Source organism: Bacillus licheniformis DSM 13 = ATCC 14580 (assembly GCF_000011645.1).
Taxonomy (GTDB): Bacteria; Bacillota; Bacilli; order Bacillales; family Bacillaceae; genus Bacillus; species Bacillus licheniformis.
The window spans coordinates 3323619-3339203 of the sequence record NC_006270.3 but is presented as its reverse complement, the minus strand read 5'-3'; the positions used below and the strand labels follow the sequence as shown (position 1 = coordinate 3339203).

18 protein-coding genes are annotated in these 15585 nt (G+C 46.5%); 11 read left to right on the top strand and 7 right to left on the bottom strand.

Annotated features, from left to right (window positions below; genetic code table 11):
* The first annotated feature begins 36 nt into the window (after positions 1–36).
* The 8 genes from TRNA_RS38730 to TRNA_RS38695 all read left to right on the top strand — a co-directional run bounded on the left by TRNA_RS38730 (position 37) and on the right by TRNA_RS38695 (position 6393).
* The gene (locus TRNA_RS38730) at positions 37–615 is read left to right on the top strand and encodes a cob(I)yrinic acid a,c-diamide adenosyltransferase (RefSeq protein ID WP_003185135.1); all 579 of its coding nucleotides are present in this window, start codon (positions 37–39) and stop codon (positions 613–615) included.
* A gap of 130 nt (positions 616–745) precedes the next feature.
* On the top strand, positions 746–1699 hold the full coding sequence (locus tag TRNA_RS38725) for a pectinesterase family protein (RefSeq protein ID WP_003185134.1): 954 nt from the start codon (positions 746–748) through the stop codon (positions 1697–1699).
* Positions 1700–1871: 172 nt separating this feature from the next.
* Positions 1872–2258 (top strand): protein liaI, encoded by a 387-nt coding sequence (locus TRNA_RS38720; RefSeq protein ID WP_003185133.1) that lies wholly within the window; start codon positions 1872–1874, stop codon positions 2256–2258.
* A gap of 20 nt (positions 2259–2278) precedes the next feature.
* Positions 2279–2962: a stress responsive protein LiaH gene (liaH, locus tag TRNA_RS38715; RefSeq protein ID WP_009329563.1), complete on the top strand. Its 684-nt coding sequence runs from the start codon at positions 2279–2281 to the stop codon at positions 2960–2962.
* 105 nt (positions 2963–3067) lie between these two features.
* Positions 3068–3931: a LiaG family protein gene (locus TRNA_RS38710; RefSeq protein ID WP_003185131.1), complete on the top strand. Its 864-nt coding sequence runs from the start codon at positions 3068–3070 to the stop codon at positions 3929–3931.
* A 30-nt stretch (positions 3932–3961) separates the two neighbouring features.
* Positions 3962–4693, top strand: a complete 732-nt coding sequence (gene liaF / locus TRNA_RS38705) for a cell wall-active antibiotics response protein LiaF (RefSeq protein ID WP_003185130.1) — start codon at positions 3962–3964, stop codon at positions 4691–4693.
* On the top strand, positions 4690–5754 hold the full coding sequence (gene liaS, locus TRNA_RS38700; RefSeq protein WP_003185128.1) for a two-component system sensor histidine kinase LiaS: 1065 nt from the start codon (positions 4690–4692) through the stop codon (positions 5752–5754). The genes liaF and liaS overlap by 4 nt, the downstream gene beginning before the upstream one ends.
* Before the next feature lie 3 nt (positions 5755–5757).
* A complete protein-coding gene (locus tag TRNA_RS38695) occupies positions 5758–6393 on the top strand; it encodes a response regulator (protein WP_003185124.1) in 636 nt (211 codons plus the stop codon).
* 36 nt (positions 6394–6429) lie between these two features.
* On the opposite strand, the gene TRNA_RS38690 is transcribed toward TRNA_RS38695, so the two are convergent.
* The 4 genes from TRNA_RS38690 to TRNA_RS38675 are packed head-to-tail and all read right to left on the bottom strand — an operon-like array spanning position 6430 to position 10486.
* Positions 6430–6813, bottom strand: coding sequence for a hypothetical protein (locus tag TRNA_RS38690; protein ID WP_003185122.1), 384 nt, complete (start codon positions 6811–6813; stop codon positions 6430–6432).
* Positions 6814–6856: 43 nt separating this feature from the next.
* Entirely contained in the window at positions 6857–7978 is a 1122-nt protein-coding gene (locus TRNA_RS38685) for a Ger(x)C family spore germination protein (protein ID WP_003185120.1), read from the bottom strand.
* Positions 7975–9075: an endospore germination permease gene (locus tag TRNA_RS38680; RefSeq protein WP_003185118.1), complete on the bottom strand. Its 1101-nt coding sequence runs from the start codon at positions 9073–9075 to the stop codon at positions 7975–7977. Before TRNA_RS38680 ends, TRNA_RS38685 begins: the two co-directional genes overlap by 4 nt.
* Positions 9044–10486: a spore germination protein gene (locus tag TRNA_RS38675; protein ID WP_011198277.1), complete on the bottom strand. Its 1443-nt coding sequence runs from the start codon at positions 10484–10486 to the stop codon at positions 9044–9046. Before TRNA_RS38675 ends, TRNA_RS38680 begins: the two co-directional genes overlap by 32 nt.
* 123 nt (positions 10487–10609) lie before the next feature.
* Here TRNA_RS38675 and TRNA_RS43440 point away from each other — a divergent pair, with 123 nt between their 5' ends.
* Together TRNA_RS43440 and fumC are read left to right on the top strand one after the other, a co-directional pair.
* The gene (locus TRNA_RS43440; RefSeq protein ID WP_003185114.1) at positions 10610–10777 is read left to right on the top strand and encodes a YvzF family protein; all 168 of its coding nucleotides are present in this window, start codon (positions 10610–10612) and stop codon (positions 10775–10777) included.
* A gap of 83 nt (positions 10778–10860) precedes the next feature.
* Positions 10861–12249: a class II fumarate hydratase gene (gene fumC / locus TRNA_RS38670; RefSeq protein WP_003185111.1), complete on the top strand. Its 1389-nt coding sequence runs from the start codon at positions 10861–10863 to the stop codon at positions 12247–12249.
* A gap of 45 nt (positions 12250–12294) precedes the next feature.
* On the opposite strand, the gene TRNA_RS38665 is transcribed toward fumC, so the two are convergent.
* Positions 12295–13179: a TetR/AcrR family transcriptional regulator gene (locus tag TRNA_RS38665; protein WP_009329559.1), complete on the bottom strand. Its 885-nt coding sequence runs from the start codon at positions 13177–13179 to the stop codon at positions 12295–12297.
* Positions 13180–13366: 187 nt separating this feature from the next.
* On the opposite strand from TRNA_RS38665, the gene spxO reads away from it, so the two are divergent.
* Positions 13367–13531 (top strand): anti-adapter protein SpxO, encoded by a 165-nt coding sequence (gene spxO, locus TRNA_RS43945; protein WP_009329558.1) that lies wholly within the window; start codon positions 13367–13369, stop codon positions 13529–13531.
* 23 nt (positions 13532–13554) lie between these two features.
* Here the strand turns inward: spxO and TRNA_RS38660 are convergent, their stop codons facing one another.
* Both TRNA_RS38660 and TRNA_RS38655 read right to left on the bottom strand, forming a co-directional pair.
* The gene (locus TRNA_RS38660; protein WP_003185106.1) at positions 13555–14901 is read right to left on the bottom strand and encodes a HAMP domain-containing sensor histidine kinase; all 1347 of its coding nucleotides are present in this window, start codon (positions 14899–14901) and stop codon (positions 13555–13557) included.
* Entirely contained in the window at positions 14898–15572 is a 675-nt protein-coding gene (locus TRNA_RS38655) for a response regulator transcription factor (protein ID WP_003185104.1), read from the bottom strand. Before TRNA_RS38655 ends, TRNA_RS38660 begins: the two co-directional genes overlap by 4 nt.
* Between the last annotated feature and the right edge of the window lie 13 nt (positions 15573–15585).

Below are 15585 nucleotides of genomic sequence, written 5' to 3'. Positions count from 1 at the left end.
TACTATAGAGACAAGTGGTAAAGAGAGGAGTATGAAATGAAACTCTATACAAAAACAGGCGATCGGGGAAAAACGAGTTTAATTGGCGGAAGGGCCGATAAAGATCATCTTAGAGTGGAAGCGTACGGCACACTGGATGAAGCAAACAGTTTCATCGGGCTGGCTCAGTCTTATTTAAAAGCAGAAGAGGCGCTCTTTCATGATATTTTGTCAGAGTTGACCGCCATCCAGCATGAGCTGTTCGACTGCGGCAGTGATTTGGCGCATGTCAATGTTCAGGAAGAAGGCAAGCTCAAGGCTGAATCAATCACCATGCTTGAAGAACGAATTGATGCCTATGTCGAGGAAGCGCCGCAGCTGACCAAGTTTATTCTTCCGGGCGGAACAGAAGCGGCATCATTTTTGCATGCGGCGAGAACGGTCATCAGAAGAGCTGAACGAAAGATTGTCGCTTTGGCCAAAGAAGAAGACATTCCGCCGCTTGCGCTGCCATACGTCAACCGGCTGTCCGATTATTTATTTGCGGCGGCGCGCATTGTCAATCACCGTCTCGGGGAAGTGGATGTCGAATATGAACGAAGCGCTGATGTATTCCGGACAAAGAAAAAATCATGAATGAGCCATCCGCCAATCGTTATCTAACAGAAACGGGCCGATTGATCAAATCAAGCCGTTTTCCGGCAGGGGAAAACGGCTTTTTGTCGTAAACTTTAAGTAAGCGTTTTCAAAGAGAGGGAGTGTTCAAGTGGTTAATCGGGAGGCAGCTGCTATACGGCTGACGGTTTCGAAGGATGGAGACGGCGAATTTCAAACCGTTCAAGAGGCGATCGATGCTTTGCCTGAGTACAGTCGGGAACAGAAAGTGATATTCATTAAAAAAGGAGTTTACAAAGAAGTCGTTCATATTCCGGCTACAAAGCCGTTTGTGAAGCTGATCGGCGAAAATCGTTACGAGACTGTGATTACGTATGACAACTATGCCGGAAAAGAAAAGGAAGGAGGAGGGAAATACGGCACGACCGGAAGTTCAAGCGTGTTTATTTATGCGGATCATGTTGAAGCCGAAAATTTGACGTTTGAAAACTCGTTCGACCGCACGAAAGTCGACACGACCGATACGCAAGCGGTGGCGGTTTATGCGAAAGGAAACAGGATGACGTTCAAATATGTCAGGTTTATAGGCAGACAAGATACACTGTTTGTCAATGACGGTACACAATATTTTTATCAATGCTATATAGAAGGCGATGTCGATTTCATTTTCGGAGGAGCAAGAGCTGTGTTTGAAGAGTGCCAGATCCATAGCGCTGACCGCGGGTCCGCTACAAACAACGGTTATGTGACAGCTGCGAGCACGCATATCGCAAAGCCGTTCGGTTTATTGATAACAAACTGCAGAGTGACAAGCGATGCCGCAGATGGAACGGTATACCTCGGGCGCCCATGGCATCCGGGAGGAGACCCCGACGCCATCGCCAGTGTGCTATATCACCGCTGCGATTTAGGCGCACACATCAAGCCTGAAGGATGGACGGATATGTCGGGCTTTTCTGCGGCCGATGCCAGATTGTACGAATACGGGAATACGGGTCCGGGTGCGATTTCGCATGAGGCCCGAAGGCAGCTTGCCGATCATGAGGCTGAGAAATGGACAATTGAAAACGTATTGGACGGCTGGAATCCTAAAGTTGAATCATAGCAAGGCAACCTGCAGAAAGACCGCTCTCTCGCTGAGATGAGCGGTCTTTTTATGCGAGCGGGTCCGATGTGCCATACGACCCTGGTCGTACGGCAAAATCAATCTGTGACTCGTTTTGTCGAAGCCTGAAATTGACTATAGTAAAGACATGAACGAGAAAGGAGGAGCAAATATGAATATAAATGGGAAGTCCATCATCGGCTTTTTTCTAATCCTTTTTGGCGTCTCCCTGTTCTTCGGCGGAGGCCATTTCGGCGGATTGGTTACAGGTGCTATTGGAGCATTGCTTCTATTCTATTCCGTGAAAAAATGGAAGGAAGGACGCCAGTTTGCCGCGGTACTGGCCGCGATCTTCGGCATCATGTTTTTGGGAGGGTCATTGCCGTTTCTGATCGGCATCGCGGTTGCTGCAGCGATGGTTTATTTCGGATGGAAAATGATGAAGCAAGATGACAAACAGGATGACATCCTTTATTCAGAGAAAACGGAGCCTTCCGCAGCTTCATATGACACAGGCTTTGATGCAGAGTGGGAAGACTTTTTGAAAAAGAATAAATAATATTTTAGGAGGACGAGATCATGGCTTTAAAAAGAATCAGAGACATGTTTGTCGCATCAGTAAATGAAGGATTGGATAAACTGGAGAACCCACGGGTGATGCTGAATCAATACGTACGCGACATGGAAAGCGATATCGCCAAGGCGAAGCATACCATCGTCAAGCAGCAGACAATTGAACATAGTTTTAAAGGAAAAGTGGAAGAAGCCGAAAAGCTTGCTGTCAAGCGAAGAAACCAGGCTCAGCTCGCTTTTGATGCGGGTGAAGAAGAACTTGCTAAAAAGGCGCTCTCAGAAATGAAGTATTTTGAAGAAAAAGCTGCTGAATACAAGGACGCTCACCAGCACGCGAAAAAGCAGCTTGCTGAATTAAAGGAACAGCTGGAGACACTTGAGGTTAAACTGCGCGATATCAAAGACCGAAAGCATGCGCTGATCGCCAGGGCAAACGCGGTGAAAGCGAAAGAACATATGAATGCATCATTTAATAAAATCGACAGCGAAAGCGCCTACCGGGAATTTATGAGAATGGAAAACCGGATTGAAGAGATGGAAACAAGGGTGAACAGCTATGCTGAATTATCAGCTTCATCAAGCAGCCCATTCGGCCGCCTTGAATATGCAAAAGAAGTGGAAGAAGAGCTGGAAAAAATGAGGGCTAAAAAGACAGGCTTGGAAAAGCAGACACCTGCGGGAAATGCATAAACGAATAGGGGCTCTCACAGCCCCTTATGCAATTTTTGATTTCTTTCAAAGACCATTTTCCTTATAATAAGGAGCATACACTTACTAGCCGAAAGGGTTTTCTAAATGAAAAAAACGGTTGGAAAACTGCTGATCATCGCCGGCATTCTCATCCTTGCAGGCATGATGTTTAATGGGCGTGAAGGCTTTTCTTTCTTCGGCTTCGATGAAGAGTCAGCCCGCACATATCATGCACAGGCGGAAGACATCGATAAAATTGACATTGATGCAAAGAGTATAACAGTCAACATTCAAGCTGAAAACCGCGATGATATAAAAGCCGAGATTTCAGGAAAAAACGTCCGGCTTGATTCGTCCGAACAGGGGCGTACTCTTCAGCTTTCCGCTCATTCGAAAGGCTTTTGGCCGTTTTTCTGGAAGAAAAATGAGCTGATTGTCAAGATCCCTTCTGAATATAAAGATGATCTGTCGATTTCTTCTGGAAGCGGAAATGTCAAACTGTCCGGCGGCGGTCTGCATTTGCGAAATGTAGCCTTAAAGTCGGGAAGCGGCAGCCTCAAGGCCGATGACCTTCAGGCGGAAGACCTTTCTGTAAAAGGGACGTCAGGATCGGTCAGGCTGGAAAACGTTCAAACGGCAGCTGCTGATATCCGCTCCACATCCGGTAATACAAAACTTGAAAATGTCACCGGCAAACTCAGCATCAAACAGACTTCGGGCAATTTGCGCGCTTCCTTTACAGAGATCAACGATTCTCTGAGCATCAAACAGACATCCGGAAACACCAAGCTCAGCCTGCCCGATGATGCCGACATCAGTCTTGAAGCCGAGTCGACAAGCGGAAACATCAGTCATTCCTATTCATTTGACCAAGTCGCCAATGAGAAGCGGACGCTGACTGGAAAAAAAGGAAATGGAAAAAATAAAATCGACATCTCAATTACGAGCGGGAATGTCTCAATTGAGTAATCGACAAGAAGAAAGGGGGCTCGAGTCAGCATGCGTCTTACAAAAAACCAGCTGATCGGACTGATCATCGTACTCTTCGGAATCAGCATATTTTTGCAAAACAGCGGGCTTGGAGACGCGTTATTCTGGCCGCTCGCTTTTCTTTTTGCCGGGTATTTTCTCCACAAATATTCCCGCCGCTGGCTCGGGTCTGTCATGTATATTTTTGCAGGCTTTCTGCTGCTGAAAGACATCTTCAGCATTACATTCAGCCTGTTCGGCTTTTTCTTTGCCGCTTTCTTAATTTATGCGGGGTACCGGCTGGTGACAAATCAGCCGGTATTTGACCGCCATAAGCCGAAAGACAGGGGAAAGGAAAAGGCGGATTTCAAGCCGCTTCAGGAGAAGAACAGCCCTGGCCAGCGCAGCTTCTTTTTCGGTGATGTAAAATTGATGAAAACACCTTTTGACTTAAATGACTTGAATATCTCCGGGTTTATCGGTGACGTGAAAATCGATTTGTCAAAGGCGATTATTTCAGAGGGCGAAAACACCATCGTCATTACGGGGTTGATCGGAGATGTCGATATTTACATTCCGTCCGATCTTGAGGTGTCCATCAGCTCTTCTGCATTCGTTGGAGACATTGACGTCATCGGCGGCCGAAAAAGCGGCATCGGCAATCAAATCTATTCCGAGACAGAGAATTACGAGCAGTCGGCACGACGGGTCAAAATTTCGATTTCGCTGTTTATCGGCGATGTGGATGTGCGGTTCATATGAGAACGAACAGACTTGCAAACATTCAATGGCGCGCCGTCCGCTTATCCCTTGGTGTCAGCTTTACGATTTTTCTTGCTGTATTGGGCTTTATGCTGTTTTATTACCAGCTGGATCCGAGGGTGCTCATCGTTTCCAGGTGGTTCGGGATTCCGTTTATCGCGCTTCTCGCATTGATCAGCACAGCTGTCGGGTTCGGCTCAGGCTATATGTTCGGCAATCAGCTGAAAAAACGGCTTGAAAAGCTGATCGAGTCTATTCTAAAGTACGAAAACGGCAACTTTGCCTACCGGATTCCATCGCTTGGAGACGATGAGATCGGGCTGGCCGCCGACCAGCTCAATGAGATGGCCGAACGGATCGAAAGACAGGTTGCCTCTTTGCAAAAGCTGTCCAATGAGAGAGCGGAATGGCAGGATCAAATGAAAAAATCGGTGATCTCCGAAGAGCGGCAGCGTCTCGCGCGCGAATTGCATGATGCGGTGAGCCAGCAGCTGTTTGCGATTTCCATGATGACTTCAGCTGTTTTGGAGGGAATCGATGCTGCGGCTGATGAAAAGCTCGCTCAAAGGCTGAAAATGGTCGAAAAAATGGCGGCCGATGCCCAGAATGAAATGAGGGCGCTCCTTTTGCATTTGCGACCTGTTACGCTTGAAGGGAAAGGTCTACAAGAAGGGCTTGCAGACCTTTTGAAAGAATTTAAAGCGAAACAGTCGATCGACATCGATTGGGAGATTGAGGATGCGGGCAAACTTCCGAAAGGTGTGGAAGACCACCTGTTCAGGATCGTTCAAGAAGCGCTCTCAAACGTGTTCCGGCATTCAAAAGCGACAAAAGTCACCGTCAGACTGCTGCTCAGGAACAAACAGCTCCAGTTGAAAGTCATTGACAATGGCGAAGGATTTAAGATGGATGCCGTCAAAACATCTTCGTACGGGCTGAACTCGATCAAGGAAAGAGCCAGCGAAGTCGGCGGAGTGGCAGAAATCATTTCATTTACGGGAAAAGGAACACAGGTTGATGTAAAGGTTCCGATTTTTGAACAACAAAAAGGAGAGGCTTAAAAGGTGATTCGAGTATTGTTAATTGATGATCATGAAATGGTGAGAATGGGGCTGGCCGCTTTCCTGGAATCCCAGCCTGATATTGAAGTGATTGGGGAGGCATCAGACGGAAAGCGCGGCGTTGAATTGGCGCTTGAAACCAAACCCGACGTGATTTTGATGGATCTTGTGATGGAAGGGATGGACGGAATTGAGGCCACGAAACAAATATGCCGGCAGCTTGCCGATCCGAAAATCATCGTTCTGACGAGCTTCGTTGATGATGACAAGGTCTATCCGGTCATCGAAGCCGGAGCGCTCAGCTATTTGCTGAAAACGTCGAAAGCGAGTGAAATCGCCGATGCGATCAGGGCTGCGAGCGTCGGAGAACCAAAGCTTGAAGCCAAAGTCGCAGGAAAAGTGTTGTCCAAGCTGAGACATTCAGCCGGCGAACAGCCCCTTCATCAATCGCTGACGGCAAGAGAATTGGAAATCCTCAAACTTGTAGCAGAGGGCAAGACAAACAAAGGTATTGCCGAAGAATTATATATCACCATTAAAACAGTTAAAACGCATGTGACGAACATCCTTTCCAAGCTTGAAGTCGACGACCGGACACAAGCCGCAATCTACGCCCACCGAAACAAACTTGTCGACTGATCAAACAAAAAACAGCTTTCTCAAGAAAGCCGTTTTTCAGCCGTTCCAATATTTTCGATCCTCGGCTGCAGGAAGAGTGAATGAATCTGTTTCAACCGTGCGGGCGGTAAGTTGGGCGGCCTCGTTTTCTTCGCGTGCATGTTCGCCCGCTGTACCGTTTTGGCAAATGATGTCGAGCCGCTCGGCCACTATGGCATTGTGTTTCTCCTGCAAGTCGATCAACTTGCCGATGCCTAGCAAAATGAATCCGCCGATGAAGCAAAAAAACGGAGTGGTGAGGTATGTGCCGATCGTGAAGAAAAGCATCGACTGCGAATCCTCCATAAACGGATCATAGGCGACATCACTGATAATGAATCCGGACAGAATGACTGCCGCTGCAATCAAAAAAATGCCTGTCATGTGCAATATCCGCTTCAAGCTCATCACCCTTTCAAACACATTCTATCAGAAAAACGGGGCGCTATCTGCTTTTTGTCGCACCTTTTGTTCCAAAGTCCTGAATCGTCGCTTTAATATGATAGTCGATATAGGCTTCGCTGAAGTGTTTGTCCCAATTGAATCTGTCTTTTTCCCACTCCTTCGGAAAATTGATCCGCGCATTGTCGGAAAAATCGGTGACGTCCGTTTTGATATCGTGCTGCAGGACATGGATCAGCTGCTCAACCCGCTTTTTGATGTCTTTTTGAACCGATTTCTCTATGTTTTTTATATATTGGTCATTAAAAGAATCCTCTCCAAGATACCAGTCCTCTGACAGCCTTCCTTTAATATTGGCATTTACGACGAATTTGTACTTTCCGTTCTGCCTCATCGCCCGCACGCGGTGGGTCATCGAAAACACTTCATACGAGAACAAATGTCCATCATGCCTTGAGTCGATCACTCCGCCGATGACATTGCCAGTTAATAAATTCAGCGCTTCGATCTGAGACGGCGAAAGGTTTGCATGGTATTTGTTGTTTTTGATCACGGCGCCGCCTTCAAGCTGAAGCTGTCCTTTTTCGATCACAACCTTCGGCATGATATAAGATAAATCAGACTGCATTTTAATCGAAATATCGTTCAATGTGACGGGCTTGAGCAGCTTGATCGTCGAAGCTCTGTTTTCAGAGATGCTGTGGATCACGTCGGACGCAGGGTCACTTGCACCATCAACCTTCAGTATGCTGTCGGCAGCTCCGGGCGTCATATAGACCTCGCTGCTCCTTCTGATGCTGTTGTCCCTAATAAATTGATTGATCAATGCTTCCAGAGAAATATCGGATACAAGCTCCTCTGAGAAAATCAGGACTTGCAGATGCTGCGAGAATACCGGGAAATTTTTCAAAGCGGTGGAACGGATGGTTTGATGGACCGTGTTTCCGGAGGTGGACACCACTTTAGACGGATCCTGAGCGCTGCCGTCTTGTCCGATCTTTTTAGGAACAAGAAACTGATACGTCAATTTCACGTTTTTATCGTCCTCGCCTTTATCGAGGGCAAGGCCGATGGCGATGCTAAGCTTTTCGATCTGCCTGCTGTCCCAGCAGCCTGTTAAAAGGAGAAGCAGAGAAAGGGCTGCTAACATTCCCTTTTTTTTCATGAAGAAGTAAACCTCCTTTTGATGGACACGAGCAAAAAGATCATAAGCGGAAGTGCACAGAAGACAACGATAAAGATATATCCAAGGTAGTCGCTGAAGGCGCTGACCTGGTTGGCGTCCCGCGGGACAAGGGATGCTAGATAGATGACAACGCCGATGAAGAGGACGTTTTTTTTCACAGGCCATCCGAATACGTTTTCAAGTCCTGAAGCGGCAAAGTACGTATAGACGACAAACGTTGTGAAAAACTGGATCGTCCAAATGACGAGCAAAAACGATTCGAACCTTTCGATGAAAATCCCTCTTATCTCAAAAGACTGAAACAACGAGATCGTCGGCCATGTCAACGTCATGACCTCAGTCGCGGTCAGCGCCCCGACAACGACCGCAAAGGTGAGGATATATAAGAAGAGCGGTATCCCAAATCCAATCGCCGATGCCTTAAAAAGCTTTTCTTTGTTTTTGACGTATTTCGGCAGAAACATCATCAGCTCCACCCCTAAAAATGAAATGGAAACGACCGTCAAAGCTCTGCTGACCGGCTCCAAACCAAGGCCGAGAACCGGCCGCAAATGGTTCAGCTGAAACATATTCAGGCTCAGTCCGCAGACGATCAGAAGAATGACAATGGTAACGGACAGGAAGAACGGGAATATCTTTGACATATCGCTGATACCCCCGACAACCAAATAAATTGCACAGACGATAAAAGCGAAAATCGTCACGCTCATCGGCGTGAACTGAAGAAGGAAAAACTTTGCCATTTCAGCCATCGCCCTGGCTTCAAAGCTGGCCACGCCCATGAAGTATAAAACGATTAACAGGTTGAGAATATTCCCGATTATAAAGCCGCAGCCTTCTCTTGTGTAATCAAAAAAAGACAGGACGTTGTGTTTTTTAACGATTTTTGCATTGATGTAGATAATGAGAAAAAAGACAAGCCCCTCAAAGATTAATACGATCCATCCGTCCGGCGACAGCGTTTTTTGCGTCAGCGCCCTGGGCAGCGTCAGCAGGCCTGCGCCGAGCATTGTGCTGGTTATGATCGAAGCGGCTTCATACGTGCTAATCCGATCGTGCTGATTTTTTGGATCCATTTTTACGGTTCACCTCCCGAGCTTTTGTTGGCAGACGAATAATGGCTTCATCCGTATGTTTTAAGCTGAAAAAATGGTTCGGGTTAAAATACGGGATGCCGAAGCTTCTTTGCCTAGCCAAATGGGTGAAGATGGCGAGCATGCACAATATGATCCCGTAAAGCCCGAACACGGCTGCAGCCACCATGGAAATAAAACGAAGCACGCGAAACGACAGGCCCATGCCGTACTGCGGCACAGTAAATGAAGCAAGGGCGATAATGCTGACGATGATCACCATCACAGAGCTGACGATATTTGCTTCGACCGCCGCCTGGCCGATGACGACGCCTCCCACGAGGCCGATCGTCTGGCCTAGCGGATTGGGAAGCCGCAGTCCCGCTTCCCGTAAGAGCTCGATCGTCACTTCCATAATCAGCGCTTCAAGGAGCGGCGGAAACGGCACATTTTCGCGCGTGCTCGCAATCGTAACAGCGAGAGCCGTCGGCAGCATGCCTTGATGAAAAGATACAAGCGAAATATAAAACGCCGATAGGAACAGGGTGATGAAAATCGAACTGAACCGAAGAAATCTGATCAAGGTCGTGGCGATCCATCTTTCGTAAAAATCGTCCGGGGACTGCATCACCATTCCGAAAGAAGCCGGCACGATCAGGGCAAATGGCGAGTAATCAACAAAAATTGCGATCCGTCCATTAAACAGCGCTGAAGAAACCTTGTCAGGTCTTTCGGTATTCTGGATCTGCGGAAACGGCGAGTACTTATTATCTTCGATTAATTCTTCAAGAACGCCGGTATCTTGAATATCATCCAGCTGAACTTTTTTCAGGCGCTTTTTAAGATCTTTGATGATCGAATCGTCCGCTTTGCCCTGGATATAGAGAATGGTCGCGTCTTTAAACTTGCTCTTGCCGAGCGGGATTTTTTCCACGGTCAGTTCTTTATCCGGGACACGCTGCCTGACTAGAGCCACATTTGTATCGACATCCTCGATAAAACCGACTTTCGGGCCTCTGACGACGTTTTCTGTATTCACTTCTCCAAGGCTTCTTTTCTTTTTCTCAGCTGTCGGCAGTGCAAATACAGTATTCAAACCGTTGATCAACAGCAGACATTTTCCTTTGAAGATTGCGTTAATCGCGTCCTTTTTTGCTGTAACGGGTTCCGCATTCAGCTTGTTTAAGCGGAGCCGGACATCCTCCAATGAATAGGAGCTGTCATCGGAGACAAGCAATTTCGCAGCCTTCTGGATTTTCTTGTCATCATTCAAATCTTTAAAGTACAAAAAGTAAAAAATGATTCCGTTTTTCAGCATTTTTTTATTTTGAATCAGATCATCGTTATGCTCGAGATGGGGAAGGAGCATTGCGAGATTTTCATGGATGTGTTCCTTGAATTCCGATTGAGTCATGATCGTCACCTGCCCTGGTGTTTCTGGAGTTGTATAGGTTATCTTTTCCTGTTAAAAAAACAATATACTGTGTTACAGTAGTGTTTGGCGAAATTTTCATTGAACAGAGACGGAGTGAGAAAGTTGGCGCAAATCAGGCTTACGGGGAAACCGGAGGAGATTGAACGCATTATTCAATCTTTTTCTAAGCATTATGAGGTTTCATATGTATCGAAAGAATACGGTAAAACAAATCCGAAATATAAATATGCAAAAGATACCCGGGTTTATATTGAGCTAAAATTAAAATAAAGATAAAATTTAAATGGAAGGGTTTTATCGATTTTTATCGAAATATAGAATATTGCAGAATTAGAGAAGGAAGGGATAAGAAAGTGGACTACAGAATTGAAAAAGATACGATGGGTGAAGTCAAGGTTCCCGCGGATAAGTTTTGGGGAGCCCAAACCCAAAGAAGCAAGGAGAACTTTAAAATCGGTTCCGAGAAAATGCCGCAGGAAATTGTGTATGCGTTTGCAATCTTGAAAAGAAGCGCTGCGATTGCCAATGAAAAGCTTGGAAATCTTGAGGCGGAAAAAAAGGAAGCGATTGTTTCCGTATGCGATGATATTTTAGAAGGAAAGTATGACAGCCATTTTCCGCTGGTCGTCTGGCAGACCGGCAGCGGAACACAGAGCAACATGAATATGAATGAAGTTGTGGCAAACAGGGGAACGGCTTATTTGCAGGAAAAAGGATCAAGCCTGAAAATCCACCCGAATGATGATGTCAACCGCAGCCAAAGCTCTAACGACACATTCCCGACAGCTATGCACGTGGCAGCTGTCCTCGCGATTCACGATAAACTGATTCCGGCGATTGACCGGTTGAGAAGCACGCTGCATGAAAAAGCTGAAGCTTTCAAAGACATTGTCAAAATCGGCCGCACTCATTTGCAGGATGCGACACCGCTGACATTGGGACAGGAAATCAGCGGCTGGGTATACATGCTGGACCGCTCTAAAGAGATGATTCTTGAAGCTGCTGAAAAAATCCGCGATCTTGCCATCGGCGGAACTGCCGTCGGAACAGGCATTAATGCCCACCCTGAATTCGGCAGCACCGTTGCCGAAGAGATCAGCGCTCTGACCGGGCAGACATTCAAAAGCTCGCCTAATAAGTTTCATGCGCTGACAAGCCATGATGAACTGACACACGTGCATGGGGCGCTTAAAGCGCTTGCGGCAGATCTCATGAAAATCGCCAATGATGTCAGATGGCTTGCGAGCGGACCTCGCTGCGGAATCGGCGAGCTGCTTATCCCGGAAAATGAGCCGGGAAGCTCGATCATGCCTGGAAAAGTAAACCCTACGCAAAGCGAAGCGCTGACAATGGTCGCATCCCAGATCATGGGGAATGACGCAACGATCGGCTTTGCCGCGAGCCAGGGGAACTTTGAACTGAACGTCTTTAAACCTGTGATTATTTACAACTTCCTCCAATCCGTTCAGCTTCTTGCCGACGGCATGAATTCATTCCATGACAAGTGTGCTGTAGGAATCGAACCTAATCGGGAAACAATTGAGAAGAACCTGACCAACTCTCTCATGCTGGTTACGGCTCTAAACCCGCATATCGGATACGAAAATGCTGCGAAAATCGCGAAGCTGGCTCATAAAGAGGGGCTGACGCTGAAAGAAGCGGCTCTCAAGCTGAACCTTTTGACAGAGGAGCAGTTCGACGAAGTTGTTAAACCTGAAGAAATGGTGAAACCGAAAGCATAATCAACAAACCGGCTGCATGCATTGCAGCCGGTTTTGTTTTGCGGATCATCCGTGCGGATGGTGCATGTCTTTTTTGAGCAATTCGGCGAGTTTGTCCGTTTCTTTTCGAATCGCGGGATATTCCTTCAAGTTGGCTATCATGCCTTTGATAATGGCGTTTTTGCGTTTTTCTTTTCTCAGCTCTTTCTCCAGAATATCCAGGCTTTCGGCAAGGTCTGCAGGAGGAGCGCCGTTGTACTGCTTGTTCGCTTTGACGCGCATTTCATTGAGCAGGGCGTCCTTCAGCGGATCAAATGTGTAAAATGGGCCGAACCACTCGTCTGCTTTTTCGAATGGGATCAGCGGCTGGTCATTGCGCTTGATCATCCCCTTCGCCAAATCGTCGAGGCGGTTCAGCATGTGGTCGGCGAGAGACTGCAGGTCGAACGAATGGTGCAGCAAAATCATCAGCTCAAGGTAGACATCGCTCATTCCGTTGATCATAAAGCACAGTTCGGCGCTGTACGGTTCAATGTCTTTGCCGTAAATGTTCTGGATGTTTTCGATGTGCAGCCTGAGCGTGGTTCTCCGCATTTTTTTCGCAAACGCCTCAATTTCTTCATTGATCGGCATCGACCGCTCATTAAACTGCATCGTGATAAACTCTTTATGCTCCAAAATGTTTTCGAAAAAAACGACGAGCTGCATCCGGTACACATCGCGCGGATTGTCATGCTCCGTTTTGATTTTCTGGATTCGGGTAAAGATTCTTTCATAGTAGTAGTGAAGGACTGAAAGGAGGAGCGCTTCTTTTGATTTAAAATAAATGTAGAAAGCGCCTTTTGACATTTGGCACTCTTTTGCAATCTCTTGAACTGAAGTAGAACTGTATCCTTTTTTAGCGAAAAGTTTGATGGCTGTTTCAATAATGACTTTCTCTTTTTGTTTCATAGCTTTCACCTTCCTGAAAGATCGAACCCAAAAGCGGCTTTCGGCGGACCGGGGTGACTGGCGGGTCACTTTTTTTGCTCCGTTATATTTTTAACTAGATTGTAACTTGTTTTTTTGTTTGATATTATTTATATTATAAAGTAAGGTGACCGAGTGGTCAAAATTTGCGGAGAAAGGGTGAAGGTTGATGAAAGAAATCGATGACATGATCAGGCGCCTGCGCAGCAGGGGAATTAAGGTGGACAAAGTTAAATATCCAAAGCACGTCCTGTGCGAAAAGAAATGGATGAAAAAGCCAAAAAACACAGTGAAGCCGAGCTACCGGGATTTCAACGGCTATTCGTTTATATGAAAAAAGACTGCAGCGTCTACAGTCTAATTTCTCGGAACGGATATTGAGTAGCACACACCGGTTTGATCATTCCGAATGGTCATGTCAGCATGGTGGAGCGTTAAGATTCGTTTAACGATGCTGAGTCCAATGCCGAATTCGCCTTTCTTCCCTTTATTAAAAGGCTCATACAGGCTGGAAAGCATCTCTTCTTCAATGTGCGGTCCGTCATTTTTAATGGTGATCAACGTATGTTCTTTCGTCGACCTGACGCTGATGTCAATGAATGTCTCCGCATAGCGGATCTGGTTTTCAAGAACGTTTTCCAACAGCTTGCTCCATTGTTCTTGATCGCCCGTCAACATTGTTTCCTCTTCAAGATCAATCTTCCAGTTCAATTCTTTTTTGGACCATCTCAAGCGTTCAACAACTTCTTTAATGACCTCTTGTATATCAAAAGTTCCGTACTGTCTTTCTTGTCTCAGCAAATAATCAAGCTTTGTCAGATAAAGAAGATCCTTGATTTTCTTTTCAAGTTTTTCAGCTTCGCCTTCAATGACTTCAATCGTGTTTTCCAAATCTCCTTTAGGGTAGATGCCGTCTTTGATCGACTGGGTATACCCGCGGATGACCATGACCGGCGTTTTCAGGTCGTGGGAGATGTTTTGCAGGAGCGTGCGTTCTGTCTCATCTTTCTGGATGAGCTTTTGCCGCATGTCTTCAATGGTGTGCCCCAGCTTGCCGATTTCGTCTTCCCTGTCGACAATCACGGGATCATCCCAATCCTGTTTAGAGATTTGTTTGACGTGCTTTTCAAGCGTGACGAGCGGTCTTGATAAATATTTCGCCAGCCAAATAGAAGGAATCCAGCTCAGCAAAATGACGACGATCAAAATAAACAGCAGCTGCTTAAACAGCGTATGAGACAAATCGTCCCTGTATGAATCAAGCGCATAGGATAACAACAGAAACGTCTGGTCCTGGGTCTGGATTTTTTTGAGCACAAAGAAAACGTGCTCTCCGTTGACATTCTCCGAATACCTTTTCGATGACTCGTCCTGCCTTTTCCCGAGCTTCTGCACCTTCTCGATAAATGAATCGGGGAGAATCTGCGGGCTCTGATAGACGGTTCCTTTCTCAGGCAGCAGGACGTGCTGAACGTGGCGGTTTGTGCTTCGCGAGCCGCTGCTTCCGCCGAAGCCTCTTTCCGGTGAATCGGAAAATCCGTATTCCGTCAGAACATGCTGCTCATTTTCAATGTTTGTATAAATTTCATCAGTGAAAAAGTTCTGCAGTGTCGTCGAGAATAGAAACGTCAGCAAAATCGAGACCGTTAACAGGATGCCGCAAATGACACTCCAAATTTGAAAGGCGAGCGACCTGTTCTTCATGATTTCAACATCCTGTAGCCAAACCCGTAGATGGTTTCCACTTTCAGTTCGGGCATTTTCTTGCGCAGCCTTCTGACAAGATCGTCGACGACGCGGTCGGTTCCGAAGTAATCGACTCCCCAGACGCTGGTGAGAATATCCTCCCTTGAAAAGGCGCGGCCCTGGTTGTTTATAAATAGAAGCAGAAGATCAAATTCCTTTGACGTCAAATTGATCATGCTGCCATTTTCATAGACTTCTCTCAAGTCTTCATAGACTTCATAGCAGGAAACCGGCGTTCCTTTTTTCTTCTCAGGCGGTTCTTCTTTATAAATCAGCTTGAGCAGCTTTTGCACGCGGATGATCAGCTCCCTGGGGAGAAACGGCTTAGATATATAGTCGCTGCTGCCCAGTTCAAGCCCCAGCACTCTGTCAATGTCGGCATCGCGCGCAGAAATAAAAATGACGGGGACTTCCGGATCTTGATTTTTTATTTCTTTTATTAGCGTATACCCGTCGATATCTGGTAACATGATATCGAGAATCCATAAATGAGGTGACTGGCCTATTTTTTGCCTGGCGCTTTCACCGTTTAGAAAAGAAGTGACGTGCCAGCCTTCACTCTCTAAGTATTTTGTCAGCAATTCATTTAAATTCTCTTCATCTTCAACTAGATAAATGGAGTATGACAAGGGCGGTTCACAT

Excerpts from the sequence above, each read along its gene's own strand:
- TRNA_RS38730 (WP_003185135.1), top strand. The coding sequence starts at position 37 with ATGAAACTCTATACAAAAACAGGCGATCGGGGAAAAACGAGTTTAATT.
- TRNA_RS38720 (WP_003185133.1), top strand. The coding sequence starts at position 1,872 with ATGAATATAAATGGGAAGTCCATCATCGGCTTTTTTCTAATCCTTTTT.
- liaH (WP_009329563.1), top strand. The coding sequence starts at position 2,279 with ATGGCTTTAAAAAGAATCAGAGACATGTTTGTCGCATCAGTAAATGAA.
- TRNA_RS38710 (WP_003185131.1), top strand. The coding sequence starts at position 3,068 with ATGAAAAAAACGGTTGGAAAACTGCTGATCATCGCCGGCATTCTCATC.
- liaF (WP_003185130.1), top strand. The coding sequence starts at position 3,962 with ATGCGTCTTACAAAAAACCAGCTGATCGGACTGATCATCGTACTCTTC.
- liaS (WP_003185128.1), top strand. The coding sequence starts at position 4,690 with ATGAGAACGAACAGACTTGCAAACATTCAATGGCGCGCCGTCCGCTTA.
- TRNA_RS38685 (WP_003185120.1), bottom strand. The coding sequence starts at position 7,978 with ATGAAAAAAAAGGGAATGTTAGCAGCCCTTTCTCTGCTTCTCCTTTTA.
- TRNA_RS38680 (WP_003185118.1), bottom strand. The coding sequence starts at position 9,075 with ATGGATCCAAAAAATCAGCACGATCGGATTAGCACGTATGAAGCCGCT.
- TRNA_RS38675 (WP_011198277.1), bottom strand. The coding sequence starts at position 10,486 with ATGACTCAATCGGAATTCAAGGAACACATCCATGAAAATCTCGCAATG.
- TRNA_RS38665 (WP_009329559.1), bottom strand. The coding sequence starts at position 13,179 with ATGAAACAAAAAGAGAAAGTCATTATTGAAACAGCCATCAAACTTTTC.
- spxO (WP_009329558.1), top strand. The coding sequence starts at position 13,367 with ATGAAAGAAATCGATGACATGATCAGGCGCCTGCGCAGCAGGGGAATT.
- TRNA_RS38660 (WP_003185106.1), bottom strand. The coding sequence starts at position 14,901 with ATGAAGAACAGGTCGCTCGCCTTTCAAATTTGGAGTGTCATTTGCGGC.